The organism is Ruegeria arenilitoris (genome assembly GCF_013032445.1).
Taxonomy (GTDB): Bacteria; Pseudomonadota; Alphaproteobacteria; order Rhodobacterales; family Rhodobacteraceae; genus Ruegeria; species Ruegeria arenilitoris_F.
On the sequence record NZ_WQCA01000025.1, the window covers coordinates 1 to 26985 of the forward strand.

20 protein-coding genes and 2 pseudogenes are annotated in these 26985 nt (G+C 53.6%); 16 read left to right on the top strand and 6 right to left on the bottom strand.

What is annotated here, in order from left to right; translation table 11 throughout:
• Positions 1–356: 356 nt before the first annotated feature.
• Together GOW98_RS22255 and GOW98_RS22260 are read right to left on the bottom strand one after the other, a co-directional pair.
• Positions 357–2036 (bottom strand): BCCT family transporter, encoded by a 1680-nt coding sequence (locus tag GOW98_RS22255; protein WP_170336205.1) that lies wholly within the window; start codon positions 2034–2036, stop codon positions 357–359.
• 155 nt (positions 2037–2191) lie between these two features.
• Positions 2192–3799 carry an ABC transporter substrate-binding protein gene (locus GOW98_RS22260; RefSeq protein WP_437436873.1) on the bottom strand — a complete coding sequence of 536 codons (1608 nt, stop codon included), beginning with the start codon at positions 3797–3799 and terminating at the stop codon, positions 2192–2194.
• Positions 3800–3979: 180 nt separating this feature from the next.
• Here GOW98_RS22260 and GOW98_RS22265 point away from each other — a divergent pair, with 180 nt between their 5' ends.
• Entirely contained in the window at positions 3980–4867 is an 888-nt protein-coding gene (locus tag GOW98_RS22265) for a LysR family transcriptional regulator (RefSeq protein ID WP_170336207.1), read from the top strand.
• Positions 4868–5199: 332 nt separating this feature from the next.
• On the opposite strand, the gene GOW98_RS22270 is transcribed toward GOW98_RS22265, so the two are convergent.
• Both GOW98_RS22270 and rsgA read right to left on the bottom strand, forming a co-directional pair.
• The gene (locus GOW98_RS22270; protein WP_170336252.1) at positions 5200–5988 is read right to left on the bottom strand and encodes a VOC family protein; all 789 of its coding nucleotides are present in this window, start codon (positions 5986–5988) and stop codon (positions 5200–5202) included.
• Complete coding sequence (gene rsgA, locus GOW98_RS22275; protein WP_170336209.1) at positions 5975–7057, bottom strand: ribosome small subunit-dependent GTPase A; 1083 nt, start codon at positions 7055–7057, stop codon at positions 5975–5977. Before rsgA ends, GOW98_RS22270 begins: the two co-directional genes overlap by 14 nt.
• Before the next feature lie 426 nt (positions 7058–7483).
• On the opposite strand from rsgA, the gene GOW98_RS22280 reads away from it, so the two are divergent.
• The 3 genes and pseudogenes from GOW98_RS22280 to GOW98_RS22290 all read left to right on the top strand — a co-directional run.
• Complete coding sequence (locus GOW98_RS22280; protein WP_170336211.1) at positions 7484–8191, top strand: IS6 family transposase; 708 nt, start codon at positions 7484–7486, stop codon at positions 8189–8191.
• A 53-nt stretch (positions 8192–8244) separates the two neighbouring features.
• Positions 8245–8853 (top strand): annotated as a pseudogene (locus GOW98_RS22285) (IS6 family transposase); the annotation flags it as partial.
• Positions 8854–8907: 54 nt separating this feature from the next.
• Positions 8908–9444: pseudogene (locus GOW98_RS22290) on the top strand (IS6 family transposase); the annotation flags it as partial.
• A gap of 177 nt (positions 9445–9621) precedes the next feature.
• On the opposite strand, the gene GOW98_RS22295 reads toward GOW98_RS22290, so the two are convergent.
• Positions 9622–10257, bottom strand: a complete 636-nt coding sequence (locus GOW98_RS22295) for a cation transporter (RefSeq protein WP_170336213.1) — start codon at positions 10255–10257, stop codon at positions 9622–9624.
• A gap of 72 nt (positions 10258–10329) precedes the next feature.
• Here GOW98_RS22295 and GOW98_RS22300 point away from each other — a divergent pair, with 72 nt between their 5' ends.
• The gene (locus GOW98_RS22300) at positions 10330–10746 is read left to right on the top strand and encodes a MerR family transcriptional regulator (protein ID WP_170336215.1); all 417 of its coding nucleotides are present in this window, start codon (positions 10330–10332) and stop codon (positions 10744–10746) included.
• 348 nt (positions 10747–11094) lie between these two features.
• On the opposite strand, the gene GOW98_RS22305 is transcribed toward GOW98_RS22300, so the two are convergent.
• Positions 11095–12969, bottom strand: coding sequence for a TPR end-of-group domain-containing protein (locus GOW98_RS22305; RefSeq protein ID WP_170336217.1), 1875 nt, complete (start codon positions 12967–12969; stop codon positions 11095–11097).
• Positions 12970–13504: 535 nt separating this feature from the next.
• Between GOW98_RS22305 and GOW98_RS22310 the strand changes: the two genes are divergently transcribed.
• From GOW98_RS22310 to glgB, 11 genes are all read left to right on the top strand, one after another.
• Positions 13505–14212 carry an IS6 family transposase gene (locus tag GOW98_RS22310; protein ID WP_170336219.1) on the top strand — a complete coding sequence of 236 codons (708 nt, stop codon included), beginning with the start codon at positions 13505–13507 and terminating at the stop codon, positions 14210–14212.
• Between the two features lie 207 nt (positions 14213–14419).
• The gene (locus tag GOW98_RS22315; protein ID WP_254438130.1) at positions 14420–15475 is read left to right on the top strand and encodes a LacI family DNA-binding transcriptional regulator; all 1056 of its coding nucleotides are present in this window, start codon (positions 14420–14422) and stop codon (positions 15473–15475) included.
• Positions 15476–15588: 113 nt separating this feature from the next.
• Positions 15589–16896, top strand: a complete 1308-nt coding sequence (locus tag GOW98_RS22320) for an ABC transporter substrate-binding protein (protein WP_170336221.1) — start codon at positions 15589–15591, stop codon at positions 16894–16896.
• A 120-nt stretch (positions 16897–17016) separates the two neighbouring features.
• Positions 17017–17883: a carbohydrate ABC transporter permease gene (locus GOW98_RS22325; protein ID WP_170336223.1), complete on the top strand. Its 867-nt coding sequence runs from the start codon at positions 17017–17019 to the stop codon at positions 17881–17883.
• A gap of 10 nt (positions 17884–17893) precedes the next feature.
• Positions 17894–18724 (top strand): carbohydrate ABC transporter permease, encoded by an 831-nt coding sequence (locus GOW98_RS22330; RefSeq protein ID WP_170336225.1) that lies wholly within the window; start codon positions 17894–17896, stop codon positions 18722–18724.
• Between the two features lie 12 nt (positions 18725–18736).
• Positions 18737–19741, top strand: a complete 1005-nt coding sequence (locus GOW98_RS22335) for an ABC transporter ATP-binding protein (protein ID WP_170336228.1) — start codon at positions 18737–18739, stop codon at positions 19739–19741.
• Entirely contained in the window at positions 19738–20511 is a 774-nt protein-coding gene (locus GOW98_RS22340; protein WP_367646886.1) for an L-iditol 2-dehydrogenase, read from the top strand. Before GOW98_RS22335 ends, GOW98_RS22340 begins: the two co-directional genes overlap by 4 nt.
• Complete coding sequence (locus GOW98_RS22345) at positions 20499–21974, top strand: mannitol dehydrogenase family protein (RefSeq protein ID WP_170336231.1); 1476 nt, start codon at positions 20499–20501, stop codon at positions 21972–21974. Before GOW98_RS22340 ends, GOW98_RS22345 begins: the two co-directional genes overlap by 13 nt.
• Before the next feature lie 185 nt (positions 21975–22159).
• On the top strand, positions 22160–22396 hold the full coding sequence (locus GOW98_RS22350) for a helix-turn-helix domain-containing protein (RefSeq protein ID WP_170336233.1): 237 nt from the start codon (positions 22160–22162) through the stop codon (positions 22394–22396).
• 2 nt (positions 22397–22398) lie between these two features.
• Positions 22399–24777: a glycogen/starch/alpha-glucan phosphorylase gene (locus tag GOW98_RS22355; protein WP_170336235.1), complete on the top strand. Its 2379-nt coding sequence runs from the start codon at positions 22399–22401 to the stop codon at positions 24775–24777.
• Positions 24774–26981, top strand: a complete 2208-nt coding sequence (gene glgB, locus GOW98_RS22360; RefSeq protein ID WP_170336237.1) for a 1,4-alpha-glucan branching protein GlgB — start codon at positions 24774–24776, stop codon at positions 26979–26981. Before GOW98_RS22355 ends, glgB begins: the two co-directional genes overlap by 4 nt.
• The last annotated feature ends 4 nt before the right edge of the window (positions 26982–26985 follow it).

Below are 26985 nucleotides of genomic sequence, written 5' to 3' on the forward strand. Positions count from 1 at the left end.
CATAAGAAAAAGCTACCGTAGTGCGCGCTGAAATCGCAATGTCCGGTTTGGGCTGTCTTCGGTCCTTTGGAGTAAAAATGCGGATGGCTTTAAAGTCCGCCCTACCGCCATCCGAGCGTCTTGCAGCTAAGGTCAGCAGCGAGCCCAAAGTTACCGGATGCTGCAGTCCGCGCTAACGACGGCAACGCGCAGAAAGCGGAATTTGCAAAGTTAGGCTTTCGACAAATCCTCGACCATGTGCAAGCAGTCAGTTTGTAGCGTGTTCACCCGCACTTTAGTTTTTGTTTTTGTGCAGGTGTTCATCCTGCTTGCGACCCCAGCTTTGTCCTGGGGTCACAGACAGGTACTACGCGATTTTATTCGGCAGGCATCGTTGATGTTTCTGGATCAACAGTCGATGCGACACCGGCGGCTTCGCGGCGTCCGTCGTTCCAGATCGCTTTAATCAAAGCGATGCACATCAATGCCATGACGATAGAGAATGGCAATGCTCCGATCACCATCGCGGTCTGAATGGCCCCAGTTCCGCCCGAAATTAGAAGACCTCCAACCACCAATGCCAGCGCTGCACCCCAGAACATGATGTGCGGGCGTGCCTTGGGGCCTTCATCACCGGCAGCATTGATCGTGTTCACGATCAGAACAGCCGAGTCAGCAGAGGTTACAAGAAACGTCATCAGCAAGATCACGATGACAACCGCCATGGCCCAGGCAAGGAACTCTGCGATTGGCGCAAGCATGTACGTGGTCATGGCAAAGATCTTGTCGCCGTTGGCCGCATCAAGGATCACACCATTTGCGCCGCCGTTCAGTTCCAAATCAATCGCTGTACCACCGGCCCAAGCGAACCAGACAAAGCACATCAGTGACGGCACGATCATCGCACCCAGCACGAACTCACGAATGGATCGACCGCGCGATATGCGCGCCAGGAACAGTCCAACAAAGGGCGCAAACGCGATCCACCAGGCCCAGTAGAAAACCGGCCACCAGCCTTGCCACTGCGCCAACAGGAAGGATTCAGATCCCTCGACGCCGTCCGACGCATAGACGTTGAAGCTAAGCCACGGCAGAGCGACCAGATAGTCCCAAATGCCAACAAAGAAGGCCTTAGCACCAAAGAACGTAGCACCAAACAGTATGAAGAATCCCAGTAAGAAGATCGACAGCGCCATGTTGATGTTCGAAAGCCATTTGATGCCTTTGCCAACACCAGACAGCGCTGACAGCGTCGACGCCCCCATGATGACCAGCAGAGCTACGATGATGCCCAACGTGGTGGCCGAGCCATCCGCATGCGCCAATCCGCCAATGCCGATACGCGTAAGGCCTGCCACGAATTGCTCAACACCAAAACCAAGCGTCTGCGCCACGCCGAGGATGGTTGCAACGACGGCGACGATATCGATGAGGTGGCCGAGGTTGCCCGACAGCGCCTTGCCAAAGAGCGGCGTCAGAGACGAGCGGATCGTCAGGGGAAGCCCGCGGCGATAGCTGAAGAACGCCAATGCAAGACCGGCAATCGCATAGCACGCCCAGGCGCCCAGACCCCAATGCAGATAGGACCAAACATAAGCCGTGCGCACATTGTCCGCATCAAGGGCTGTGGTGACACCCTGAATGACCGAAGGGTTGTTCTTGAAATGCGCGACGGGTTCCGCAACGGCCCATGTCAGCATCCCAACACCGATACCGGCACCGAACATCATCGAGAACCAAGAGAAGTTCGAGAATTCGGGCTTTTCGCCTTCTACACCCAGGTTCAGGCGTCCGGCTGCTGGCCAGATGGCCAAACCGATGCATACAATAACAAACCCGGTGACAACCCAGATGTACCACGCGGCAAACTGAGCCAGGATGGCGGCGTTCCAATCGCCGAGAATCCTGCCGGCCTGAGTCGGCCAAACGATGCACCAGACAACTAGCAGACTAATGATGATCTTACTAATCACCGTTACGTTTACACTGAACCCCCGATAAAAACCGTTGTCAGCGGTCTTAATCGGAAGTTCTGAAAGAGGTGGCTTTATCGCCATAGTCAACTTCTCCCTGTTTTTTGATTTTCGAGCGGATAAATCTGCGTGTTCTGACTCGACCACCCATTTTCCCAAGAAACCAATGAGACCAACGATGCAGATAACCTGCTTCGCCAATCTCATTGGGTCCGGGGAGTTAAGATTTGCCAGAATTCTCAGCTTTGCAGAGCCAGCTTATGCACGTGAATTTCATTAATCGGGTGGCTTTCCGCGCCTATGACGCCGGGACGAGAGTGGCGGTACAGAGATCGCCAATAGGGTTGAATTATCGTCCCGTCATCTCGCATAAATTGCTCGATCTTTTCCATGTGACCACGGCGAGTTTCCGCATCGGCGATTGCTGAGGCTTCTTCCAACATCGCGTCAAATTCGGCGCTGGCAAGGCCGGTTTCGTTCCAAGCTACACCCGATTTATAAGCCAGCGTCAGCACCTGGACACCTAGCGGGCGATGTCCCCAGTCCGTTGAGCTGAAGGGGTATTTGTTCCAATCGTTCCAAAATGTGCTGCCAGGCAAAACCGTACGCTTAACGTTCAGCCCGGCGTCACGAAGTTGGGCCGCGAGGGCGTCTGTTGTGTTTCGGCGCCAGTCATCGTCAATGGAGAAAATCTCGTACTCGTAGTCGAGCATGCCGACTTCTTCGAGTAACGCGCGAGCGCCCTCGACATCCTTTTCCGGAGCTCCAATGTCTGCATATTCTGGATGGATGGGGCAAACATGGTGATTTTCGCCCAAAGTCCCCCGATTTGCGTATCCCAATTCAAGCAAAATTGCATTGTCGCAGGCCATCGCCAGAGCCCGGCGAACACGTGCGTCTTCATAGGGCTTCACTCCGTCAACTTCGGCATCGCGGTTCGTGCGCAAAACCAAAGTGTTGGCGGAAACGGACTCGCTCTGGTTCCAACCAATGCTTTCATAGATGTCGACAAATTCACCGACCGTTTCATAGGTCATGTCGATTTCTTCAGCTTCTGCTGCCGCCAAATGCGCTGCGCCATCGGTGCCGTAGTCGATAAACTCGATCCGTTCCAAATAGGCGCCTTCGCCCCACCATTCGTGATCCGTGTTTTTCTCAAGAACGACCTTCTCGCCAACCAGATACTCAACCAGTTTGTATGGTCCTGTACCGACCGGGTCATTCGCCGGATCGCCGGACCAACCGTCGGGCACGATTGCTGCGGGGTATTCCGTGACAGCAGGAATAATGGTGATGTCAGGTCGTGTCAGCTTCAGTTTCAGCGTCAGATCGTCGACCACTTCCAAAGCCCCTTCGGCAGGGCCATCTCCGGCTTCGTTTTGTAAGGACCCCATGCGCGCGGCCATGGAATTGCCTTCCCAACTGCCGTCACACCATCGGCCAAAGTTGTACGCAACATCGGTGGCCGAAAGCGTTCCCCGTCCGTCATTCCAGTTCACTCCGGGCCGTACACGCAAAACGTACTCAGTCGCGTCGTCGTTTACTTCCCAGCTTTCCAGTAGCCGGGGTTCAAACGTACCGTCTGCGTTGTACTGAACAAGATATTCTAAGAATCCTCGGACCACATTTCCAAGCTGAGGCCAGTTGTAAAGCGGTGGGTCAAGCTGAGCGCGCACAACTTGCTGAATGCGAATGGTCCCACCTGGCTGAACATCGGTCGCGGCCCGCACGGGTTGAGACAAACCAATCATCGAATAAGCCGCTGAGGCCGACAAACCAAGCGCGGTGGCGCGCGTTAAAAACTCGCGACGACTGAGGGTGCCGTCAGCAACTTCACTGGCATGCATGGCTATCGCCGAATGAATGGATTGATCTTGTTTATGACAGGTCATCTTTGGCTCCCTTGATTTTGAGACCGCTTGCGCGCCGCTTTTTAACTTTTTTGATGCATTTCTGGTCTTTTTTGCAGTAGTCGAGTAGTTATGGATGACATTAATAAGGTTAATACCAACCTCAGCCGTAATCTGGTGGCGCTCTATGCCTTTGAAGTGGTTTCCCAACACGGGAACTTTACCAGCGCAGGCGAGGCGCTTGGGCTGACACAATCCTCGGTCTCGCAACGAATAAAAGGGCTGGAGGCCGATCTGGGCGTCGTTTTGTTCAAGCGCGAGCATCGCGGTGTCTCGTTAACAAATGAAGGCCTGAGACTTCTTAATGTGGTCAGTCCGGCAATGCGGCAAATGGGTTATGCCGTTGGTTCTCTGATCGAACGCAAATCGAAACCTAGGGTTCGGATTTCTGCTGATTTTGCGTTCTCAACGTTCTGGCTTCTGCCGCGTCTAGGCTATTTGCGAGAGGAAATTGGGGAGGAAATCGAAATTCAGATTTTGGCTTCAACCGTGCCACCTGGTTTGGATGATACCGATTGCGATATTCAGATTCACGTTGCGCCCAAAAATCGGATCAAACCAGACGAAGTACTGCTGTTGGAAGAGGTCGTAGCCGCAGTTTGCAGCCCGCAGTTATTGGAAAAGATTGGACCGATCCGATCTGCTACGGAGCTACTGAAGGTTCAACTTCTTAGCTTGTCAAAACCCGCAACCGCCGAGTGGCAAACCTGGCAAGGGTGGTTTGACAGTTTGGGTGTAACGGGCGAAAGAAAGAGAAACTACATCAGTTTTAATAACTATGACATGGTGACCCAAGCCGCTTTGTCTGGTGATGGCGTGGCATTAGGCTGGATTGGATTGATCGATGATTTGCTCAGCAAGGGTTCTCTTGTGACCGTTACGGAAGATTTAGTCTCTAGCGATGCGGGTTATGTAATGTCACGGAGCCATACCAACTTGGGCCCGGGTCCCGAGCTTGTGTTTGCCTGGATCGCGGAACAAGTTCTAGCAACATCTCTGAAGTAACGCGTCGTTGCCCAGCTTGGCGCCCATACCGCCAAGTCAGTAAATTCGCAAAACGACTGCAATATCTCAATACTTTGCAGCGATATTGAAAGCTCCCAACTTGTATTTTTTAGAGTGGCTAAGTCAGGTAGCCAATGTCCGCTTAGGGTTGACTGCAGCCCTTAGGAGCAAGAATGCGGATGGCGACAAAGTCCGCACAGCTGACCTTGAGCCCGTGTACAGGGCGATTTTGCCCAACCAAAACTATCAGATGACCGCTTCGAGCCCTGAGTCACGGATGCTGCAGAGCGGGCAAATGTCCGCTCTGCAATTCCGGAGAAGAATTTGGCAAGCTAATGGAAATTTGTTGTCTGCTTAACGCCGAGAGCAAACGGCGCACCGTCTGGATCACAAAGGATGGGGCTATCGGCTTGAATGGTTTCATTATCTTCTACGGAAGCCAGACGCGCCCCTTTGGTTTCAGCAGCAAAGGAGGCATCGGAGACTGAAGTAACCATGATGCACGGGACCCAAGATGCGTTTGAGGCAGTTGACCAAGTCGCGGCATGCTGGATTGCAACAAGATGGCCCTGAGGCCCGAGGAGAGTGAAGCAATCCTTGTCCCGCTCGGGAGAAACCTGCCATCCGAAGAGTTCGATGTAGAACGCTTGCGGAAAGTCATCCCCGTTGCTGACATACACTTCAGGGCCGAACTGCCGTTTCGGCACGGGGAAACCGTGCCGAGACAGCGAAATCCCCACTAGAGCACCGAACGGATCGCGGACGAGTGCATTGCGACCGACACCCGGCACCTCGAATGGCTCCCGAACGATCTTACCTCCGAGTGTACCGACGCGGTTGATCGCTATGTCCACATCGGGGACTTCGATGTAAGAGATCCAGCCATTTTCCTGCTCCGGGGGCGTCTCAATCAATCCCGCACCCGCTTCGTCACCGGAAAGGGCAAGGACGAAATCCTGCTCGCCGCCACCCCATGCAAAATCCGATGCCCGCTCGACTTCATACGTCCAGTTGGCGACTTGCTGGTAGAATGCCATCGAACACGCCCTGTCCGATGTGAAAAGGTCATGCCATACGAATTGACCTGCTTTAGACTGTGTCATCGTCTTACTTCCTGACATCTTTGAGCTTTTTGACACCGCGGACCATCTTCCCGAACGCCTTGTCGCGCGACCTGCGTTCCGCAAGACTCGCGGAGTTGAAGGCGTCTTCGGCCATGAGCTTGCGCCATCTGCTAAGACGACCGCCATCAAGAGCACCCTCATCGACAGCCTTCAGAACAGCGCATCCCGGCTCGGATCCGTGCTGGCAGTCCCTGAATCGACACCGCACGGCCAACTCCTGAATGTCGGCAAAGAGATCATTAATGCCGTCAGCTGCATCGGTGAGCTGCAATTCCCGCATACCCGGGGTGTCCAGTATCAGACATCCGTTGGGCATCGCATGGAGCTCGCGCCGCGTTGTCGTATGCCGCCCCTTGGCGTCGTCCTCGCGAATAGATTGGGTCTCGATGGATTGGCTCTGGAGCAATGCATTGGCTAACGTCGATTTCCCAACGCCAGATGAACCGAGAAACGCCACCGTCTTGCCGGACCTGCACCAAGAAGTCAGTTTTGTCCGGGGCGCGTCTCCGCGGGCGTCAAGTGCGACCACATCGATCATGTCCGACACCGTGCGGGCCGTGTCGATGTAGCTTTGCGTGTCCGTCAGGAGGTCGGTCTTAGTGACGACGATGACAGGCGTGATCCCTGCCTCAAAAGTCAGAGCTGCATAGCGTTCCAGCCGGGCCACTTTGAAATCCTGATTGCAGGACGTGACGATAAAGGCGGTATCAATGTTCGCCGCGATCAGTTGTTCCTGCCGGTCGGTTCCGGGCGCACGCCGTTTGATGAGGCTCGTGCGCTCTAGAATCCGACTGGATCGCGGGCGCGAAGGATCCAGCATCAGCCAGTCCCCGACAGTTACATCGGCTCTGGGAGGAAGTATCGTATCGATGCCGTCACCGAGGGCGTGCAGCCCATTGCGATGCACTTCGACAATTCGAACGGGCGGTGTCACCGACAAATCTTCTACGCTGATCTGCTGGGCGAAAAACGGTTGCCATCCCAATGCCTGAAGAGGGTTGAGGTCGGAGTGTCTTCTGGCGTTGCGTGCGCGAAGCGGAAGGAAGTCTGAGTAATCCCTTATCATAGGGTGTCACTTTCATGTCTCTGGCCCAAGTCTGATCTGGGCGCTGTTGGTGAGAAAAAAGTTTGCACATCAACACTCACCGTCGGCCATAATGTGACGGTGTTTCTTCAGATGTTGAATGTGCTCCGGGAGGCGCGCTGCCTCCCTTCCTTACCGGGACATGAAATCTCCATTTCAGATTATGTGCACATAGGATGAACGCGTGCACAACACAACAGTTGACGGCTGATTTGGAACTCTTCTTCAGTTGCCGTAGCCGCAATTCAACAGGAAAAAGACTATGTCAGCTTTGTCCGTAACTCGGTCGTTGCGCGGATTTTGCAGAATGGCAGCTCTTGGAACTGATCAGACATTGATAAAACTCGAACCGGTCTTGTCAGAAGAACTTTGCTTGAGCGGGGCAGGGCGGTTGCGTAGCTTTTGCCCATGACCAGGCCTGCCTCATTCAAGTACTTCAAAACCAGTCCCGAGATCATCCGCTTGGCCGTGATGCTGTACATCCGTTTCCCGCTCTCGCTTCGGAATGTCGAAGATCTGTTGCACGAGCGAGGCATCGACGTGAGCCACGAAACTGTCCGATATTGGTGGAATAGGTTTGGCCCGATGTTTGCTGCTGAGATAAGGCAGAAGCGTGTTCAGCAGCTGCGCGCATTCTCGAAATGGAAGTGGCACGTAGACGAAGTATTCGTGAAGGTGAACGGCAAACGCCACTATCTCTGGCGTGCCGTCGATCACGAAGGTGAAGTGCTAGAGGCCGTTGTCACGAAGCGCCGAAACAAAGCTGCAGCACTGAAATTTCTTAAGAAATTATTGAAACGCCACGGTTGCGCCGATGAGATCGTCACCGACCGCTTCGCCTCGTACAAAGCTGCGCTCAGGGAATTAGGTGCGCTGGAAAAACAACAGACAGGCAGATGGCTTAACAATCGCGTCGAGAATTCACACCTGCCATTCCGACGAAGAGAGCGCGCCATGCAACGTTTCCGGCGCATGCGAAGTCTTCAGAAATTCGCCGCCGTCCATTCCTCCGTATACAACCACTTCAACCAGGAAAGATCGCTGACCAGCCGAGACACCTTCAAGCTGACACGCACCGCCGCCCTGGCCGAGTGGCGTCAACTTTGTTCCGGATAGGTTCGCGGTTTCTGCGGCAAACTGAGACTAGTTCGAATTCGTCTGACAGCACCGTCGAAGATCTACTGCATGAACGGGGAATTGAGGTGAGCCACGAAACCGTCCGTTATTGGTGGAACAGGTTCGGTCCGATGTTTGCTGCTGAGATAAGGCAGAAGCGTGTTCAGCAACTGCGCGCGTTCTCCGAATGGAAGTGGCACGTGGACGAGGTTTTCGTGAAGGTGAATGGCAAGCGGCACTGCCTCTGGCGGGCCGTTGATCATGAAGGCGAGGTGCTGGAAGCAGTCGTCACCAAACGGCGAAACAAGCAGGCTGCACTGAAATTTTTCAGGAAATTGATGAAGCGCCACGGTAAAGTGGAAAACGTCGTCACGGATCGCTTCGCCTCATACAGAGCCGCGCTCAGAGAGCTTGGCGCTGCCGAAAAACAACAGACGGGCCGGTGGCTCAACAACCGCGTTGAGAATTCACACCTTCCTTTCCGACGACGCGAACGCGCCATGCAACGTTTCAGGTGCATGCGAAGTTTGCAGAAGTTCGCCGCCGTCCATTCCTCCGTCTACAACCACTTCAACCAGGAAAGATCGCTCGCCAGCCGAGACATCTTCAAGCTGACCCGCGCTGCCGCTCTTAGCGAGTGGCGTCAACTTTGTTCCGGATAGGTTCGTGGTTTCTGCGGCAAACTGAGACTGGTTCGAATTCGTCTGACAGCACCTGGTCTGATGTTTGCTGCTGAAATTAGACGGAAGCGTGTTCAGCAACTGCGCGCGTTCTCCAAATGGAAGTGGCACGTGGACGAGGTTTTCGTGAAAGTGAATGGCAAGCGGCATTATCTTTGGCGGGCCGTTGATCATGAAGGCGAGGTGCTGGAAGCAGTCGTCACCAAACGGCGAAACAAACAGGCTGCACTGAAATTCCTCAGGAAATTGATGAAGCGGCACGGAAAAGCGGAAAACGTCGTCACGGATCGCTTCGCCTCATACAGAGCCGCGCTCAGAGAGCTTGGCGCCACCGAAAAACAAAGGACGGGCAGGTGGCTCAACAACCGCGTCGAGAACTCGCATCTTCCGTTTCGACGACGCGAACGCGCGATGCAACGTTTCAGGCGCATGCGAAGCTTGCATAAATTCGCCTCCGTCCACTCCTCTTTCTACAACCACTTCAACCAGGAAAGATCGCTGACCAGCCGAGCCACCTTCAAGCTGACACGCACCGCCGCTCTTGCCGAGTGGCGCGAACTTGGTGCGTCATAAAAGGCAGCTATACAGGCCTACCAGAGACTGGTTCGAATTTGTCTGACAGCACCCTGTTGATTACGTCACGGCAGGCCGAAAGCCCCTCAGAATTCGACGGATGACCGCTTCAAGCCCATACCTCCCAAGATGCCGCACTATGGCGAAGGTCTGCTTTAATGCGCTTGGTCGGCTGCATCATGCTTCCGCGTGCTTATGGTCGGTCATTTCCCGGCGCTCAGCCAAGGCTTGGCGCACAATTTGGAAGGCAGACGACAGAAAAAGCCCGGCCATGACGGTTGCCACGACAAGATCAGGCCAACCCGTTGCCGTGCCCCAGACACCAAGTGCTGCAAACATCACTGCAAAGTTCCCAATCGCGTCATTGCGCGAACACAGCCAAACCGACCGAACATTGGCATCACCATCTTTGTAGCGGACCAAAAGCAAGACGCTTGATAGATTGGTAAGCAACGCAAGAAAGCCGACGCCCCCCATGATCTCTGCAGTTGGAACGCCAACATAAAAGACGCGATAGACAGTCGATCCGAACACCCAAAGGCCCATCATCAGAAGGCTGTTACCTTTGAACAGTGCTGCATTCGTTCTTGCGCGGAGAGAGGCCCCGATAACAGCAAGCGAAATGCCGTAGGTGAGCGCATCGCCTGCGAAGTCGAGTGCGTCTGCCTGCAGCGCTTGGGATTTGGCCAAATGACCCGCTGTCATCTCGACAAAGAACAGCGTCGCGTTGAGCGCGATCACGATCCAGAGCCGTCTTTTGTAGTCATCTGAAACACCGTCAAATTTGGCGTCATGTCCGCAGCAACCAGCCATGGGAATCCTCTTTCATCTTTGGTTGTTCATACTGTAATGTCTCTAGTAACTAGAGGTTCAAGAGGTTTCTTCATGTTTTCCATTGGCGAGCTTTCTAAGCGCACAAAAGTCAAAGTTCCGACCATCCGGTATTACGAGGAAATGGGACTACTGCCCGAGGCAGAGCGCACGTCAGGCAACCAAAGACGATACGACCAAGCTGGGTTAGAGCGGCTGAGCTTCATCCGCCATGCGCGTGATCTTGGGTTTTCAATTGAAGCGATTTCTTCGCTGATCGAATTACAGGAGCACCCCGACCGGTCGTGCGAGGCTGCGACGGATATCGCAACATCTCAACTTGAAGATGTCCGCGCCAAGATCAAACGCCTCCGAACACTTGAAAAGGAACTCAGCCGGATATCGAAGGGCTGCAATGGTGAAGGCGTTTCCGAAGACTGCTACGTATTAGCATCGTTGGCCGACCACGACTTGTGCGACCGAGACCACTAGAACACCGAGAAAGCGGACATCTGACCGCCAAAAGTCAACGGCAGCTTGGTCCGCAAGCCGGTCGTAGCCAAGATTTGGGAGAGCGGCCGCTTTTGGTGAAAGCAGTCGTTCCTGTTCGAAACTCCGAGTTTCGGGGGTTAACGTCCGCTCAAAGCCTTTACTCAGTCATCTGAGAAAAACACTCAGACGGCTGCGATGAGCCCAGAGCCGACATTTACCAAACTGCATGAGCGAGTTCATTTAGGAATCTAATCCTTCCACGCTAGCTGCCCTTATAAGAACCGCACCAATTTACCCAAGCGGAGGAGTGCTTTCGGATATTGAAGAACTAGAGTGGAGCTAAGGCGCTTAATGAACGCGGCTGTTTTGCCCCTTAGTATCTTCTTGTGCCTCGAGCGCCGCCATAAATTTTTGAAACCGTGGGTGATCACGTAGGTTATCAAGATCCCCATCATTGCGTATCCAATCGAGCATCTGCAATTGATGGCCCGGCATATTTTCAAGCGTATCAAGGGCTTGATCGACTCTGCCTATTGTCGCAAACATACATGCCGCGTTGTAGACTACAATCCGGTCCCCTGGGTCCAAGTCGATGGCTCTACGTATCATCTCTTCAGCATCGTTAGACCGCCCAATGTGTGCCAAGGCATGAGCGCACTGGAAACAGGCTCTACTATTGCCGGGTTCTACCTCCAGTTTACACCTTGCGGTTTCCAAAGTTGCCCGGGCCGCCTTTAGAACATCTTCTTCGCGTCCCAACTTTCCGTAAACTGCCATCAGTAAGAATGGAGCCTGTGGGTCTCTGGGAGAAATCTTCCAAGCCTGTTCAAAATGCCGAGCCGCTTTCTCGAAGTCCGAATTTTCCCAACAGTGGCGAGCCCAGTAGTATTGGGCTTGATAGAGGTTGGAATCGAGCTCCGAAGCCTTGCGGAAAGCTGTGTTTGCCCCATTTTGATCTTTCGCCTGAGCCAGAGCCAAACCTTTGGAAGCATAGGCCTCGGCCAAATTTGGGGCGAGTTCTAGCGCCCGATCAGCAGCGACCGTTGCAGAGATCAGGTGTTCCTCTTCTCCGTCGTATTGGCAATAGATCATCAAATTGCAATCGGCCAAACCGCAATAAGCTTGAGCAAATTGGGGATCGCACTCAATCGCTCTTTCAAACAAGCTGCGCGCTTCAACGAACTTACGCCGTACGTGGGAATGGAAGGCTAGTCGTCCCTGTAGGTAAAGGTCATAGGCCTGCAGGTCGGATGTGCGCGATCCGTTCGACCTTCCCATTGCATCTTCGGCCAATGCCAGTTGAAGAGCTTTGACAATTTTTTCGGTGATTTCGTCTTGGACGGCAAAGATATCAGTTAACTCGCGGTCGTATCGCTCGGCCCAGACATGGCCGCCGGACTGAGCATCGATCAACTGCGCAGTGACCCTTGCCCGGTTGCCTGCCTTTCTAACACTGCCTTCTACAATGAATTGCACGTCGAGTTCGCGGGCGATCTGTCGGACGTCCACGGACCTTCCTTTGTAAGAAAAGCTCGAATTTCTAGCAATGACGAATAACTCCCTTATCTTCGATAAATCCGTTATTATGTCCTCAGAGATGCCGTCTGAAAAATAAATCTGATCCGGATCATCCGACATGTTGTCAAAAGGAAGAACGGCGATCGAGTTTTTATTGGTTTGAGGAGCATTTCTAGGCAGATCGTCGTAATCAAGATCACTGGCAAGTTCGTACACGCGCACAGGTCGCGGGAGGTTCTTGAGTTGTTGTTTCCCAAGGTCCCTAAAAGTGAGATCGAGACGGCCTGAAATTTCGTCTCGCACCCGGCCTGAAATTGCGACGCATCCCGGGCCAGCCAACTTTTCAAGCCGTGCCGCAGTATTCACCCCATCGCCAAGAATGTCTTCTCCATCGGAAACCACATCGCCCATGTGGATACCCATGCGGAAAACCAGGTTTGGTTCATTTTGTGTCTCGCGATTTCTGTCAGCGCAATATTTTTGCAATTCATCAGCACAAGATACCGAGTTCACAACTGATTGGAATTCCGCGAGAAACCCGTCTCCCATAGTTTTTACGATCCGGCCGTTGTGTTTCTCTAAACGCGATCTGAGGGCTTCCAGCGTGTCTTTCAACGCGTGGAGTGTAGCCGTTTCATTTTGGCTTACCAGACCGCTATAGCCGACAACATCAGCAGCGAGAATGGCCGCCAGCCTGCGTTCCATTTGCGACTCCCTATGGGGAATACTACCATTCGTGACCTTTTTTATCCATCTTCCAGCAAACACAGTACCATCAAGTCGATGGCGTGTTTTTAGCCAAGTCTAATACAATGCCCTGCCTTGGAAGTATTCGTGAATTGCTCAGGTTGATTTGGCGTTGAATAATCAATTTTCTGCAAAGGTGATGTTCAGCGACTGCTGGAGTTCGGCGCTGCAGCGAACGGAAATTATGTCCGCACAGCGGTAATTGAAGCAATACGCAGCGAAAGACTGCTTTGAGCCCAAAGTGGTCATTAAGCGCCAGCACATTTTTAAATGATCTCAAAAAAGCTTTGTGAAACGTAAGTTTTTAAAATCAAATCTCACGTTCGTCGGGAAGGCTTTAGAGCCGAACAACAGAACAACTGGAAAAGCGGACTGGCAGCTCAACACTATTATCATTATATTACAATATTTTTATTGGATTATGTGAATCCTTAACGGTCTTGTCAGAAGAACTTTGCTTGAGCGGGGCAGGGCGGTTGCGTAGCTTTTGCCCATGACCAGACCTGCCTCCTTCAAATACTTTAAAACAAGTCCTGAGATCATCCGCTTGGCCGTGATGCTGTACATCCGATTCCCGCTATCGCTTCGGAATGTCGAAGATCTGTTGCACGAGCGAGGCATCGATGTGAGCCACGAAACTGTCCGATATTGGTGGAATAGGTTTGGCCCGATGTTTGCTGCTGAGATAAGGCAGAAGCGTGTTCAGCAGCTGCGCGCGTTCTCCAAATGGAAGTGGCACGTGGACGAGGTTTTCGTGAAAGTGAATGGCAAGCGGCATTATCTTTGGCGGGCCGTTGATCATGAAGGCGAGGTGCTGGAAGCAGTCGTCACCAAACGGCGAAACAAGCAGGCTGCACTGAAATTCCTTAAGAAATTGATGAAGCGGCACGGCACAGCGGAAACCGTCGTTACGGATCGCTTCGCCTCATACAGAGCCGCGCTCAGAGAACTGGGTGCACTCGAAAAACAAAGGACGGGCAGGTGGCTCAACAACCGGGTTGAGAATTCGCACCTGCCGTTTCGACGACGCGAACGCGTAATGCAACGTTTCAGGCGCATGCGAAGCTTGCAGAAATTCGCATCCGTCCACTCCTCCGTCTACAACCACTTCAACCAGGAAAGATCGTTAGCCAGCCGAGACACCTTCAAGCTGACACGCACCGCCGCCCTGGCCGAGTGGCGTCAACTTTGTTCCGGATAGGTTCACGGTTTCTGCGGCAAACTGAGACTGGTTCGAATTCGTCTGACAGCACCTTTCCGAAGTACATTTCTAAGCCATTTCAATCTCGTATCTCGGTAGAAATTGAGCGCCGTAGTTCCTTGTGAGGAGGACAGCTTGGGACTCTCCAAGGCCAACTTGACACAGCAAGTCTTTCGCTACTAAATTTGACAAAAATTGTCGCGCGATATGTTACAGCTTGGTGTGGGGAAAAATTTGCAACGTAAAATCCGAAATATGGAAGAGTTTGCAGCTATCAGTGGGATTTCTCGACCTACCGTCTCGAAGTATTTCAACGACCCTGAAAGCGTGCGCGTTTCCACAAGAAAAAAGATCGAAGCAGCGCTGGAAGAGTATGATTATCATCCGAATGTTTTCGCGATGAACCAAAACAGGCGCACCACCAAGAACATTGGCGTTGTAGTACCTAATTTAGCTGACCCGTTCTTTTCCGAGATCGGCAGACGTGTAGAGCTTGCATGCATTGAGGCCGGCTACAGCCCGATTTTACTCAGTTCGCACGGTAATCCGGAAATGGAGCGAGATAACCTTAACTCGCTTAAATCCCTGAAACCTGCTGGTGTATTATTGGCACCGTTCGGCAAGCTGTCTGACACAGACGCCGTTAAAGCATTTGATGCAGATATTCCGGTCGTCTTGTTTGATGCCAACATGCCTGATGTCGGGCGGGCATTTGTAGGTACCGATCATTTTCAAAGTGTCGACTTAATGGTTGAGTACCTCTGCCGCAGTGGCGAGCCGCCTTGTTTTTTCGAAATGAAGAAACCTCTGAACCCGAATGCCAACAAACACCGACAAGCCTATATCGAAAGCATGGAACGGCACGGTAAAACGCCGAGCATTTTTCGAGTAAGCGGAGAAGGCTGGAACTTCGAGGAAATTGGAAAAGTTGAAGGGGGCCGGCTTTTGTCCGATGGAGCATTCAGCACTAACACGATCCTGTGCAGCAATGATCGCTTTGCAATTGGTCTTTTGTCAGCCGCCTATGGCCTTGGCTTTAAGGTTGGTCATGGTCCGGAATGTAACCTCAGGATTGCAGGCCACGATGATCACCCGTTTTCCAGATTTACTTGCCCCCCTCTGACGACAATCGCACAAGATTACGAAGCTATCGCGAATTGGTCGGTGTCTACATTGTTTGCATTGTTCGAGAAGGGAGAAGTCCCGTCGGAAAGGCAGGAAAAACTGTTTGAGGGCCGTTTGATCATGCGGGAGTCGGCCTGAGGATTTGTTAATGCGCAGTCACCCTTAAATTTACGCGCGTAAATTTTTAATTGACTTCGCGTTGTGATTTTGACTAGAGTCGGAGTCATCATCCAACGAGGAGGAGAATTAGGATGTCATTCAAACAAGCTCTATATGCGGCGACGGCAATGACACTCGTCACTGCAAGCGGCGCACTAGCAGAGAATCTTGTCATCGCCACCGTGAACAATGGCGACATGATTCGCATGCAGGGGTTGACTCAGGACTTCACTGATAAGACCGGCCACACGGTCGAGTGGGTCACATTGGAAGAAAACGTATTGCGCCAGCGTGTCACCACGGACATCGCCGCAAAGGGCGGTTCTTTCGACATCATGACCATTGGCATGTACGAAACACCGATTTGGGGCGCTAATGGATGGCTGGTCTCGCTTGACGATCTTTCTGCTGAGTACGATGCGGATGATATTCTGCCAGCCATGCGAGCCGGTCTGAGCCACGACGGTACTCTCTATGCGGCGCCGTTCTATGGTGAAAGCTCTATGATCATGTACCGCACCGACCTTATGGAAAAGGCCGGTCTGGAAATGCCAGAGGCACCAACCTGGCAATTCATCCGCGAAGCCGCAGCGGCGATGACCGACCGTGACAGCGACATTAACGGTATCTGCCTGCGTGGAAAAGCAGGCTGGGGTGAAGGCGGTGCCTTTATCACTGTAACCGGCAATTCCTTCGGTGCGCGCTGGTTCGACGAAGACTGGAATGCCCAGTTCGATCAGCCTGAGTGGAAAGAAGCGTTGACCTTCTTTGTCGACATGATGCAGGAATCCGGGCCGACCGGCTATGCGACCAACGGATTCAATGAAAACCTGAACCTGTTCCAGCAGGGCAAGTGTGGTATGTGGATTGATGCAACCGTCGCTGCCTCGTTTGTGACCAATCCAGACGACTCAACTGTCGCTGATAAGGTTGGCTTCGCGCTGGCACCAAATAGTGAAGGTGTCGACAGGAAAGCAAACTGGCTCTGGGCATGGGCGCTGGCAGTTCCCGCCGGAACGCAAAAGGAAGCTGCAGCAAAAGAGTTCATCGAATGGGCAACGTCAAAAGACTATATTGAACTTGTCGCCGAGAACGAAGGTTGGGCAAACGTGCCTCCGGGTGCGCGTACTTCGCTGTACGAAAACCCCAACTATCAGGCGGTTCCCTTCGCCCAGAAGACGCTGGACTCAATCCTGGCAGCCGACCCGACAAATCCGACAGTTAAGCCGGTGCCATATGTTGGTGTCCAGTTCGTGGCCATACCGGAATTCGCGGGTATCGCGACTGAAGTGAGCCAGGAATTCTCGGCCGTCTATGCGGGTCAGCAAACCGTTGACGAGGCGCTTGCCAAAGCTCAGGCGCTGACAAACGACGCTATGGAAGCAGCTGGCTACCGCTAAGCGCTCCATCGGTCTCGGGCAGCACTCTTCTCCCAAGTGTTTCCCGAGACGCCCTTAATTTTCAAAAACTCTGCACTGTTTAAGATAGCCTTATGGCAATCAACAGAGGAGGTATGCCCGATGGCTACTAAACACTCCCGATCAGCGGCGCGGCTTATGATGGCCCCAGCGGTCATCTTGCTCCTCGGCTGGATGCTCGTTCCATTGATCATGACTCTCATTTTCTCATTCAAACAATACCTTCCGCTGCGTGGCGGAGACCTTGGGTGGGTAGGTTTCGACAACTACGTTCGCTTTGTCAGTTCCAGCGCGTTCTGGCCGTCGGTAGTAGCCACGCTGACCATTGTTGGTGGGGTTCTTTTAATCACCGTGATCATTGGTGTCTTGCTGGCAATCTTGTTGAACCAGCCAATGTGGGGGCAAGGAGTAGTCCGCATTCTGGTCATCGCTCCGTTCTTTGTCATGCCGACGGTTTCAGCTTTGGTGTGGAAGAATATGTTCATGGATCCGGTGAACGGCCTGTTCGCGCATCTGTGGCGCTTTTTCGGAGCCGAACCAATCGCATGGCTGTCTGAGGCTTCACTACCTTCAATTGTCCTGATCGTTTCTTGGCAATGGTTGCCTTTCGCTACACTCATCCTGTTGACTGCGATCCAATCTCTGGACGGTGAACAGTTGGAAGCTGCAGAAATGGACGGTGCACCGCCTTTAAAGCGGTTCGGTTACATCACTCTACCGCATCTCAGCCGTGCAATTACGATAGTGGTTCTGATCCAGACAATCTTCTTGCTGGCAATCTTTGCGGAAATATTTGTCACGACCGGAGGTGCATTTGGTACTCGCACCCTGACCTATCTGATTTTCCAGCGCGTTCTTGAAAGCCAGAACGTCGGCCTCGGATCTGCCGGTGGTGTCTACGCAATCATTCTCGCCAACATCGTTGCGATCTTCCTGATGCGCATCGTCGGCAAGAATCTGGACGCGTGAGGAGGAAAAAATGGCCCGCGCAGTAACTCAACAACGTAAGATCATCAATACAGCCGCCGCTTGGGGCGTTGGACTGCTGATCTTTTTCCCGATCCTTTGGACCGTTCTAACCAGCTTTAAAACCGAAGCCACCGCAATCGCAGACCCTCCGGTGTTCCTGGCATTTGACTGGACGTTGGAAAACTATTCCGCGGTTATGGAGCGGTCGAATTATGCCCGGTTTCTCTGGAACTCGATCATCATCGCCGGGGGCTCAACAATACTGGGTATCATCGTGGCGGTCCCGGCGGCTTGGTCGATGGCGTTCGTACCTTCCACGCGCACCAAGGACATTCTCCTCTGGATGCTGTCCACCAAAATGCTCCCGGCCGTTGGGGTTCTGTACCCCATCTACCTGATCTGCATCAAACTTGGCGTTCTCGACAGTCGTGGGGCATTGGTCATCATCCTCATGTTGATGAACCTGCCGATCATAGTCTGGATGCTGTACACTTACTTCAAGGAAATCCCCGGTGAAATCTTGGAAGCTGCCCGAATGGACGGTGCTACGCTGAAAGAGGAAATCCTCTATGTCCTCACACCGATGGCAGTTCCCGGCATAGCTTCGACCTTGCTGCTGAACTTCATTCTGGCCTGGAACGAGGCGTTTTGGACACTGAACCTGACCGCAGCCAATGCGGCTCCTCTGACGGCCTTTATTGCCAGCTATTCCAGCCCAGAAGGCCTGTTCTTTGCCAAACTCAGTGCAGCATCAACTATGGCCATTGCGCCAATCCTCATCCTTGGCTGGTTCAGCCAGAAACAACTTGTCAGCGGCCTGACCTTCGGCGCCGTCAAATAAGGAACTTGACCAATGGGACAAATCAAACTCAACCAAGTGACCAAAAGCTTCGGAGACGTTCAGGTTATTCCGCCTCTGGACCTCACGATTGGAGACGGCGAATTCACAGTTTTTGTCGGACCTTCGGGCTGCGGTAAATCCACACTGTTGCGCCTAATCGCTGGACTCGAAGACATCACAACGGGTCACATCGAAATCGACGGCTCGGATGCGACGGATGTGCCCCCCGCCAAGCGCGGTTTGGCAATGGTCTTCCAGTCCTATGCTCTGTACCCGCATATGTCGGTGCGCAAAAACATCGCGTTTCCGATGAAGATGGCAGGGATCGATGAGGATGAGCAAAACCGCCGGATCGAAGGAGCCGCAAAGGCGCTGAACCTTACCGATTATCTGGATCGGCGTCCGGGACAGTTGTCAGGCGGTCAGCGTCAGCGCGTTGCGATTGGTCGGGCAATTGTACGGGAGCCAGCCGCGTTCCTTTTCGATGAACCGTTGTCCAACCTCGACGCGGCACTACGTGTCGGAATGCGGCTTGAAATCAGCGAACTGCACGAGCGGCTCAAGACGACAATGATCTACGTGACCCACGATCAGGTCGAAGCCATGACCATGGCGGACAAGATCGTCGTGTTGCGGGCGGGTGTGATCGAACAGGTGGGTTCACCGTTGGAGCTCTATCACAGCCCACGCAACGAATTTGTCGCGGGGTTCATCGGGTCTCCGAAAATGAACCTGATCTCAGGTGCTGAGGCCGAGAAAAACGGGGCAACCACAATCGGCATTCGTCCTGAACACACAGATGTCAGCATGACTGATGGAGTGTGGAAAGGCGTCGTCGGCGTGGCCGAACACTTGGGGTCAGACACTTTCATTCACGTCCATGACACGGGTCTTGCTGACATGGTGACTGTGCGGATTACAGGTGACATTCAGGCAAAGCATGGCGACACGATCTACCTGACCCCGCAAATGGACAAGCTGCATAAGTTCGACGCTCAGGGCCTGAGGATAGAATAATGCAACTGGCTGGAAAAACAGCCCTGATTACAGGCGCCGCCCGGGGGATCGGGCGGGCCTTTGCGGAGGCCTACGTCAACGCAGGCGCTCGGGTTGCCGTCGCCGACATAAATATAGATGGCGCCCGCCAAAGCGCTGCTGCACTTGGCGAAAATGCGATCGCTGTGGCTATGGACGTGACCGACCAGACCAGCATCGACAACGCAGTGACAACGACGTTGGCAGAATTCGGTCATATCGACATTCTGGTCAACAACGCGGCACTTTTCACAGCCGCCCCGATTGTTGAAATCGAACGCGCTGACTATCAGCGCGCTTTTGACATCAATGTAGCGGGCACGCTCTTCACGATGCAGGCCGTTGCCCGACACATGATCGAGCGTGGGAAAGGTGGCAAGATCATCAACATGGCGAGCCAAGCCGGAAGGCGCGGTGAGCCCTTAGTTGCGGTCTATTGCGCGACCAAGGCGGCGGTCATCAGCCTGACTCAGTCGGCGGGACTGAACCTGATCAGGCACGGAATAAACGTGAACGCAATTTCTCCCGGTGTCGTCGATGGCGAGCACTGGGACGGCGTGGACGCGTTCTTTGCGAAGTACGAGGACAAGGCACCCGGACAAAAGAAGCAGGAAGTTGATGCCGCCGTACCCTACGGACGCATGGGCACACCCGACGATTTGACCGGAATGGCTGTTTTTCTGGCAAGTAATGCGGCGAACTACATCGTCGCACAAACTTACAACGTGGATGGTGGGCAATGGATGAGCTGATCTCCCTTTCGAATGCGACACTCGATCAACTGACTGTCGAACGCCCAAGGTATGACCGCGCTGCGCTGAAATCCGGCATCCTGCATGTAGGCGTCGGCAATTTCCACCGCGCGCATCAGGCTTGGTACCTGCACCGTTTGATGCAACAGGGCAAAGCCAAGGATTGGGCTATCATAGGGGCAGGCGTACGCCCTTATGATGCGGTAATGCGGGAGAAACTTCTCGCCCAGGATTGCCTCACGACCCTGATCGAACTCGACCCGGAAAAAATCTCTGCCGAGGTCATAGGCTCGATGATCGACTACCTGCCTATTGAAGACGGCAACGGAGCGCTAATTCGCACGATGTCGAATCCGGCCATCCGCATCGTTTCTATGACCGTAACCGAAAGTGGCTACTACGTTGATCCAGTTACGAACGGGTTTGATGCCAACCACCCTGACGTTCAGCACGACGCCCAAAATCCTTTGGCGCCCCGAACGGTCTTTGGTGCCATGGTGGCCGCTCTTCGCATGCGACGCGACGCAGGGCATGCGCCCTTCACCGGACTAAGTTGCGACAATCTTCAAAGCAACGGTGACGTCCTTAGACAAACCGTCACTTCGATGGCTCGCATGTCCGACCCTGAACTGGCCGATTGGATTGACACCAACGCGACATTTCCGAATTCGATGGTGGATTGCATCGCCCCTTCGACCGGTCCAAGCGAACTTGCACTTGCCATAGATTTTGGCATTGACGATGCTGCTGTGGTCACACACGAAGCGTATCGCCAATGGGTGATTGAAGACAATTTCTGCGCGGGGCGTCCGGACTGGGATGAGGTTGGCGCAATCTTCACTGACGACGTTCATGCGTTCGAAACTATGAAAATCCGCGTCCTCAATGCCGGGCATCAGGTGCTCGCAAATGTGGGTGAGATATTAGGGCTTCAGACGATTTCCGAATGTATGAGGCACCCGGTTGTTTCGAAGTTCTTTGGTAAAGTTCAGAGAACTGAGATAGCGCCAACGGTTTCATCGGTTTCCGGAAAAAGGCCGGAAGAGTATGTAGGCCTCGTTGAAAGCAGGTTTTCAAATCCAAGGATTGTGGACACGACCCGACGCGTGGCTTTCGATGGTTCAGCGCGCCATACAGGTTTCGTTTTGCCGATATTGCGAGACCAGTTGAAGGCTGGGCGTTCCGTTACCGGTTTAGCGCTCGTCGAGGCGCTATGGGCACGTATGTGCGCAGGCACACGCGAAGATGGTAGTGTGATCGAGGCGAATGATCCGATTTGGGATAGACTGAGTGAGGCAGCCCTTGCCGCCAAGTCGAACCCGGCAGTCTGGCTTGAACAAAGTCGGATTTACGGCGACTTGAAGGACGCCAAACCGTTTTCCAGTTCATTTTCCAAGTGGCTCGACATGGTTTGGCAGAATGGTTGCGAAGCTGCTCTTGTCGCGTACGTTGATGAGGCTTGAGGCAAATCTGTGGGTGGTGTCACTCGTACTTTTGATAGGAAATACTGGTTGACCGATCAGAAGTGTAAATAGCGTAGATCGCGGATGTGTTGGACCCGTTTTGAAGAAGTTCAGGTAGGGCAGGCTTGCTCATCTGCGATCCCCCAAAGAGTCTGGAGAAAAACGTGAAACCAGAACAGCTTAGAATGGCCCGCAACGCGCTTGGATTGTCTATGAAGGGATTTGCCGATTTGTCGCGGGTTTCTCATATGACCGTACACCGGTTTGAAGCCGGAAAAAGCGGCGTGAAGCACGCTATGATCGAAGCCATGCGCACAACGCTTGAAGCCGAAGGTGTTCAATTCCTCAATTATGGAAGTGTGTCTGACGGCATAGGCGTCGCAATCAAACCCAACCCGACCAAAACTATTGGCCCTGTTTAATCATGCACTCACAAATCCTCAGACATCTCACCTATTCGCTCGGCAAAGACGCAGAACATGCGTCGACCTATGATTGGCGAATGGCGGTTTCCTTAACGTTGCGCGACCGCATAGTTGACCCTTGGTTCGAAAGCACGCGTGAGACGTACCAGTCAGGCGCAAAACGCGTTTACTACCTTTCGATGGAGTTTTTGATTGGTCGACTTGTCGAAGACATGACCGCGAATCTGGGGCTGACGGAAGAGGTTAGGGAAGCTCTTGCGGAACTCGGCCAAGATGCGTCGGTCGTATTCAACGACGAACCTGATGCCGCCTTGGGGAACGGCGGCCTCGGACGGCTGGCGGCCTGTTTCATGGATTCACTCGCTACTCTTGGCATTCCGGCTTATGGTTACGGCATCCGCTATGAGCATGGCTTGTTCGAGCAGAGTTTTGTCGAAGGTCGGCAGGTCGAAAAAGCGGAAACCTGGTTAAACCAGCGCTTCGCCTGGGAGTTTGAGCGTCCCGAAGTCCGATACCGGATCGCCTTTGGCGGCTATGTTTCCCATCATGATGGGAAGGCGGAATGGCATCCCGCCGATACGGTTCTGGCCCAAGCATTTGATACGCCGGTCGTTGGTTGGAAGGGCACGTGGGGTAACACTCTGCGCCTATGGTCAGCCCGGCCCGAGAACGAATTTGATTTGGAGAGCTTCAACAGAGGCGACTATTTGGCCGCCAGCCGATCAGAGGCACTGGCGCGTACGATTTCGCGGGTTCTCTATCCTGATGATGCCACCGATGCAGGCAAGGAGCTGCGGCTTAAGCAGGAATACTTCTTTACCGCCGCATCTATTATGGATCTGCTGCGCCGTTTCCTAAGCGATCATGGCGACATTCGAGAACTGCCAAAAGCAGTCGCGATCCAGCTCAACGATACACATCCGGCGATTGCGGGCCCTGAATTGGTGCGCATTTTGGCGGATGAGCATGACCTGCCTCTGGATGAGGCGATTGCTCTGGCGCGTCGTTGCCTTGGCTACACCAACCACACGCTTCTGCCCGAGGCGCTGGAGCGTTGGCACGAGGGGTTGCTGGGTCGTGTTCTGCCGCGGCATCTGGAAATTATCCGAGCCATTGACGAGCAACAGCAACAAGAGTTTCCGGGCAGTCCGCGTATCCTCAAGCATGGCGAAGTCCACATGGGCGAACTGGCCTTTATCATGGCACACAAGGTCAACGGCGTCTCGGCCTTGCATACCGATTTGGTGAAAGACACTGTCTTTGCCGACCTGAACCGCATTCATCCTGCGCGGATCATCAACCAGACCAACGGTATTACTCCGCGTCGGTGGCTGCACACCTGCAACCCGGTTCTGAGCAATCTGATCACCCGCGAAATCGGAGATGGCTGGGTGGCGGATTTAGAACAGCTGAAACAACTCAAGGCCTGCGCAGGGGATCAAAGTTTCCTGAACGACTTCAGCGCCGCCAAACGTCACAATAAAGCGCAACTTTCGAACTGGATTGCGGCCAAATGCGGTGTCTCGGTTGATCCCGACGCTATCTTCGACGTTCAGATCAAGCGTATTCACGAATACAAGCGCCAGCTTATGAACATCCTGGAGACGGTCGCGCTTTGGAACGAGATGCGGGATAATCCTAGGTTCGAATGGACCCCGCGCGTTAAGATTTTTGGGGGCAAGGCCGCACCAGGATATCACGTTGCAAAGCAGATCGTGCGGCTCATCAATGATGTGGCCAAGGTCATAAATTCTGATCCCGTGACCGGTGACGTTCTGAAAGTCGTATATCCTGCCAATTACAATGTCACGATGGCGGAAAAGCTGATCCCAGCGGCAGATTTGTCTGAGCAGATTTCGACCGCCGGCAAAGAGGCGTCTGGGACTGGAAATATGAAATTTGCCCTGAATGGTGCGCTGACGATTGGCACACTGGACGGAGCAAATGTCGAAATCCGCGAACATGTCGGCTCGGACAACTTCTTCTTGTTTGGTCTCACCGCGCAGGAAGTCATGGAACGTCGTAAGGTGCACGAGTATTCGCGCGCCGCAATTTCAGCCAGCCCACGGCTGGAGCGTGTTCTGGGGCAGATTTTCGAAGGCCAGTTTTCACCTGAGGAACCTGGCCGGTATCACTCGCTGATCGGCACGCTTTATGATCATGACTATTTCTTGGTCACATGTGACTTCGATAGTTATTTCGACACACAGCGTAGGACCGATGTCGCGTATCGAAACAGTCAAAACTGGGCTGCGATGGCCCTGCAGAATACAGCCAACATGGGTTGGTTCTCGTCAGACCGGACGATTCTGGGCTATGCCCGTGATATCTGGCAGGCTGATAGCGCACTGACCAAACCATTGGGTAAATCGGCATGAGCAGAGACCTCATCCAATCTGGAGAAGCTGCGGCCATCGCGCGTGGCGAGCATAGCGATCCGTTTTCGGTTCTTGGGTTGCATGAGGTCGACGGACGTTTGATCATTCGGTGCTTTCACCCCGAGGCGGGCACGGTCGACGTGCTGGACCGAAAAACTGGGCGCAAGCTGTGCGCCCTGACTCGGGTGCACGAAGACAGCGGAATTTTTGCCGGGCTTATTCCGCGCCGAAAAAAGCGTTTCCCGTATCTACTGCGACTAACGTGCAAAATCGATACATGGACAGAGCCAGACCCCTATGCGTTTGGGCCGGTCTTGGGTGAAATCGATGAATACCTTCTGGGCGAGGGCAAACACGGTCAGCTGTGGCGTGCGCTTGGGGCGCATGTCATGTCTCATGAAGGTTGCGAAGGCGTGCATTTCGCGGTCTGGGCACCAAATGCGCGGCGGGTTTCGATCATCGGTGACTTCAATGGCTGGGACGGACGCCGCAATGTGATGCGGCGACGCGGTGCAACAGGTGTGCATGAGATTTTCATGCCCGGTCTGGGCGACGGCGCTGTCTACAAGTTCGAAATCGTTGGTTCTGACGGGCATCTTATGCCCGAGAAGGCTGATCCGGTTGGCTTCGGTTCCGAACTGCCTCCCAAAACAGCCTCGGTCGTCCGCGATATTGGACGCTATAGCTGGGCTGATACCGCTTGGATGGCCAATCGAGGTTCACGCCACAGAGTGGATCAACCAATTTCAGTCTACGAGGTGCATCTGGAAAGCTGGCGGCGAGTTCCAGAACAAGACAACCGGTCGCTAAGCTATCAGGAACTGGCGAGTGATCTGGTGGCTTATGCCAGCGATATGGGCTTCACCCATATCGAACTGACCCCAATATCGGAATATCCCTTTGGTGGCTCATGGGGGTATCAGCCCGTTGGATTGTTCGCGCCAACTGCGCGGTTCGGAACACCCGACGATTTTCGGGCGCTAGTGGATGCGTGCCATCAGGCTGGCATGGGCTTGATCATCGATTGGGTGCCTGGCCATTTTCCATCCGATCCGCATGGGTTGGGGCGGTTCGATGGGTCCGCCCTGTATGAACACCTCGACCCGAAAGAGGGGTATCACCCCGATTGGAACACTCTGGTCTATAATTATGGCCGAGCCGAAGTCGCCAACTATCTGATCGCGAATGCAAAATTCTGGGTAGCGGAATACCATATCGACGGTCTTCGCGTCGATGCGGTGGCTTCGATGCTGTATCGCGACTACTCGCGGGAAGAAGGCGAGTGGGTCCCGAACGTCCATGGTGGGCGCGAAAATTTGGAGGCCATCAGTTTCTTGAGGCAGATGAACGAGGCCGTTTATGCCGAACATCCCGACGCGATGACCATTGCTGAAGAATCCACTGCCTTCCCGGGTGTTTGCGCCATGACGTCCGAGGGCGGGCTGGGCTTTGGCTTCAAATGGAATATGGGATGGATGAACGACACCCTGCGTTATATGACCGAAGACCCCGTGAACCGAAAGTATCACCACGACAAGATGACCTTCGGGCTGCACTATGCGTTTTCCGAGAATTTTGTGCTGCCCCTCAGCCACGATGAGGTTGTTCACGGCAAAGGATCACTGCTTGGCAGAATGCCGGGTGATGACTGGCAACGCTTTGCTAACTTGCGCGCCTATTACGGATTTATGTGGGGCCATCCCGGCAAAAAACTGATGTTCATGGGAGGCGAGTTTGCGCAGGTTGCTGAATGGAACCACGAACAAAGCTTAGACTGGCACCTGTTGGAGCACCCCAACCACGCAGGCGTGCAACGGTTGGTGCGCGATCTGAATGCGCTCTATCGTGAAACACCCGCCCTTTACCTACAAGACACGCGTTCAGAGGGGTTCCGCTGGATCGATGGCGGTAACGCCAATGACTCGGTGTTTTCCTGGGTTCGTTATGGCGAGGAAGACAGCCCGCCAGTGTTAGTTGTCGCCAATTTTACCCCAGTGACCCGAACGGATTTCCGCGTTGGGGTGCCCATGGCCGGTCATTGGGCAGAGCGATTGAACACAGATTCCATTTATTACGGCGGCAGCAATCAGGGCAATGGGGACGGGCTGAATTCAGAACACATCGCAGCGCACGGCTGTGAACACTCTGTGGTGATGACAGTCCCACCGCTTGCCACAGTGTTCTTTGAATACAGGCGCCATTAGATCG

Excerpts from the sequence above, each read along its gene's own strand:
- GOW98_RS22255 (WP_170336205.1), bottom strand. The coding sequence starts at position 2,036 with ATGGCGATAAAGCCACCTCTTTCAGAACTTCCGATTAAGACCGCTGAC.
- GOW98_RS22260 (WP_437436873.1), bottom strand. The coding sequence starts at position 3,799 with ATGCATGCCAGTGAAGTTGCTGACGGCACCCTCAGTCGTCGCGAGTTT.
- GOW98_RS22270 (WP_170336252.1), bottom strand. The coding sequence starts at position 5,988 with ATGTCAGGAAGTAAGACGATGACACAGTCTAAAGCAGGTCAATTCGTA.
- rsgA (WP_170336209.1), bottom strand. The coding sequence starts at position 7,057 with ATGATAAGGGATTACTCAGACTTCCTTCCGCTTCGCGCACGCAACGCC.
- GOW98_RS22280 (WP_170336211.1), top strand. The coding sequence starts at position 7,484 with ATGACCAGGCCTGCCTCATTCAAGTACTTCAAAACCAGTCCCGAGATC.
- GOW98_RS22295 (WP_170336213.1), bottom strand. The coding sequence starts at position 10,257 with ATGGCTGGTTGCTGCGGACATGACGCCAAATTTGACGGTGTTTCAGAT.
- GOW98_RS22300 (WP_170336215.1), top strand. The coding sequence starts at position 10,330 with ATGTTTTCCATTGGCGAGCTTTCTAAGCGCACAAAAGTCAAAGTTCCG.
- GOW98_RS22305 (WP_170336217.1), bottom strand. The coding sequence starts at position 12,969 with ATGGAACGCAGGCTGGCGGCCATTCTCGCTGCTGATGTTGTCGGCTAT.
- GOW98_RS22310 (WP_170336219.1), top strand. The coding sequence starts at position 13,505 with ATGACCAGACCTGCCTCCTTCAAATACTTTAAAACAAGTCCTGAGATC.
- GOW98_RS22315 (WP_254438130.1), top strand. The coding sequence starts at position 14,420 with ATGTTACAGCTTGGTGTGGGGAAAAATTTGCAACGTAAAATCCGAAAT.
- GOW98_RS22320 (WP_170336221.1), top strand. The coding sequence starts at position 15,589 with ATGTCATTCAAACAAGCTCTATATGCGGCGACGGCAATGACACTCGTC.
- GOW98_RS22325 (WP_170336223.1), top strand. The coding sequence starts at position 17,017 with ATGGCTACTAAACACTCCCGATCAGCGGCGCGGCTTATGATGGCCCCA.
- GOW98_RS22330 (WP_170336225.1), top strand. The coding sequence starts at position 17,894 with ATGGCCCGCGCAGTAACTCAACAACGTAAGATCATCAATACAGCCGCC.
- GOW98_RS22335 (WP_170336228.1), top strand. The coding sequence starts at position 18,737 with ATGGGACAAATCAAACTCAACCAAGTGACCAAAAGCTTCGGAGACGTT.
- GOW98_RS22345 (WP_170336231.1), top strand. The coding sequence starts at position 20,499 with ATGGATGAGCTGATCTCCCTTTCGAATGCGACACTCGATCAACTGACT.
- GOW98_RS22350 (WP_170336233.1), top strand. The coding sequence starts at position 22,160 with ATGGCCCGCAACGCGCTTGGATTGTCTATGAAGGGATTTGCCGATTTG.
- GOW98_RS22355 (WP_170336235.1), top strand. The coding sequence starts at position 22,399 with ATGCACTCACAAATCCTCAGACATCTCACCTATTCGCTCGGCAAAGAC.
- glgB (WP_170336237.1), top strand. The coding sequence starts at position 24,774 with ATGAGCAGAGACCTCATCCAATCTGGAGAAGCTGCGGCCATCGCGCGT.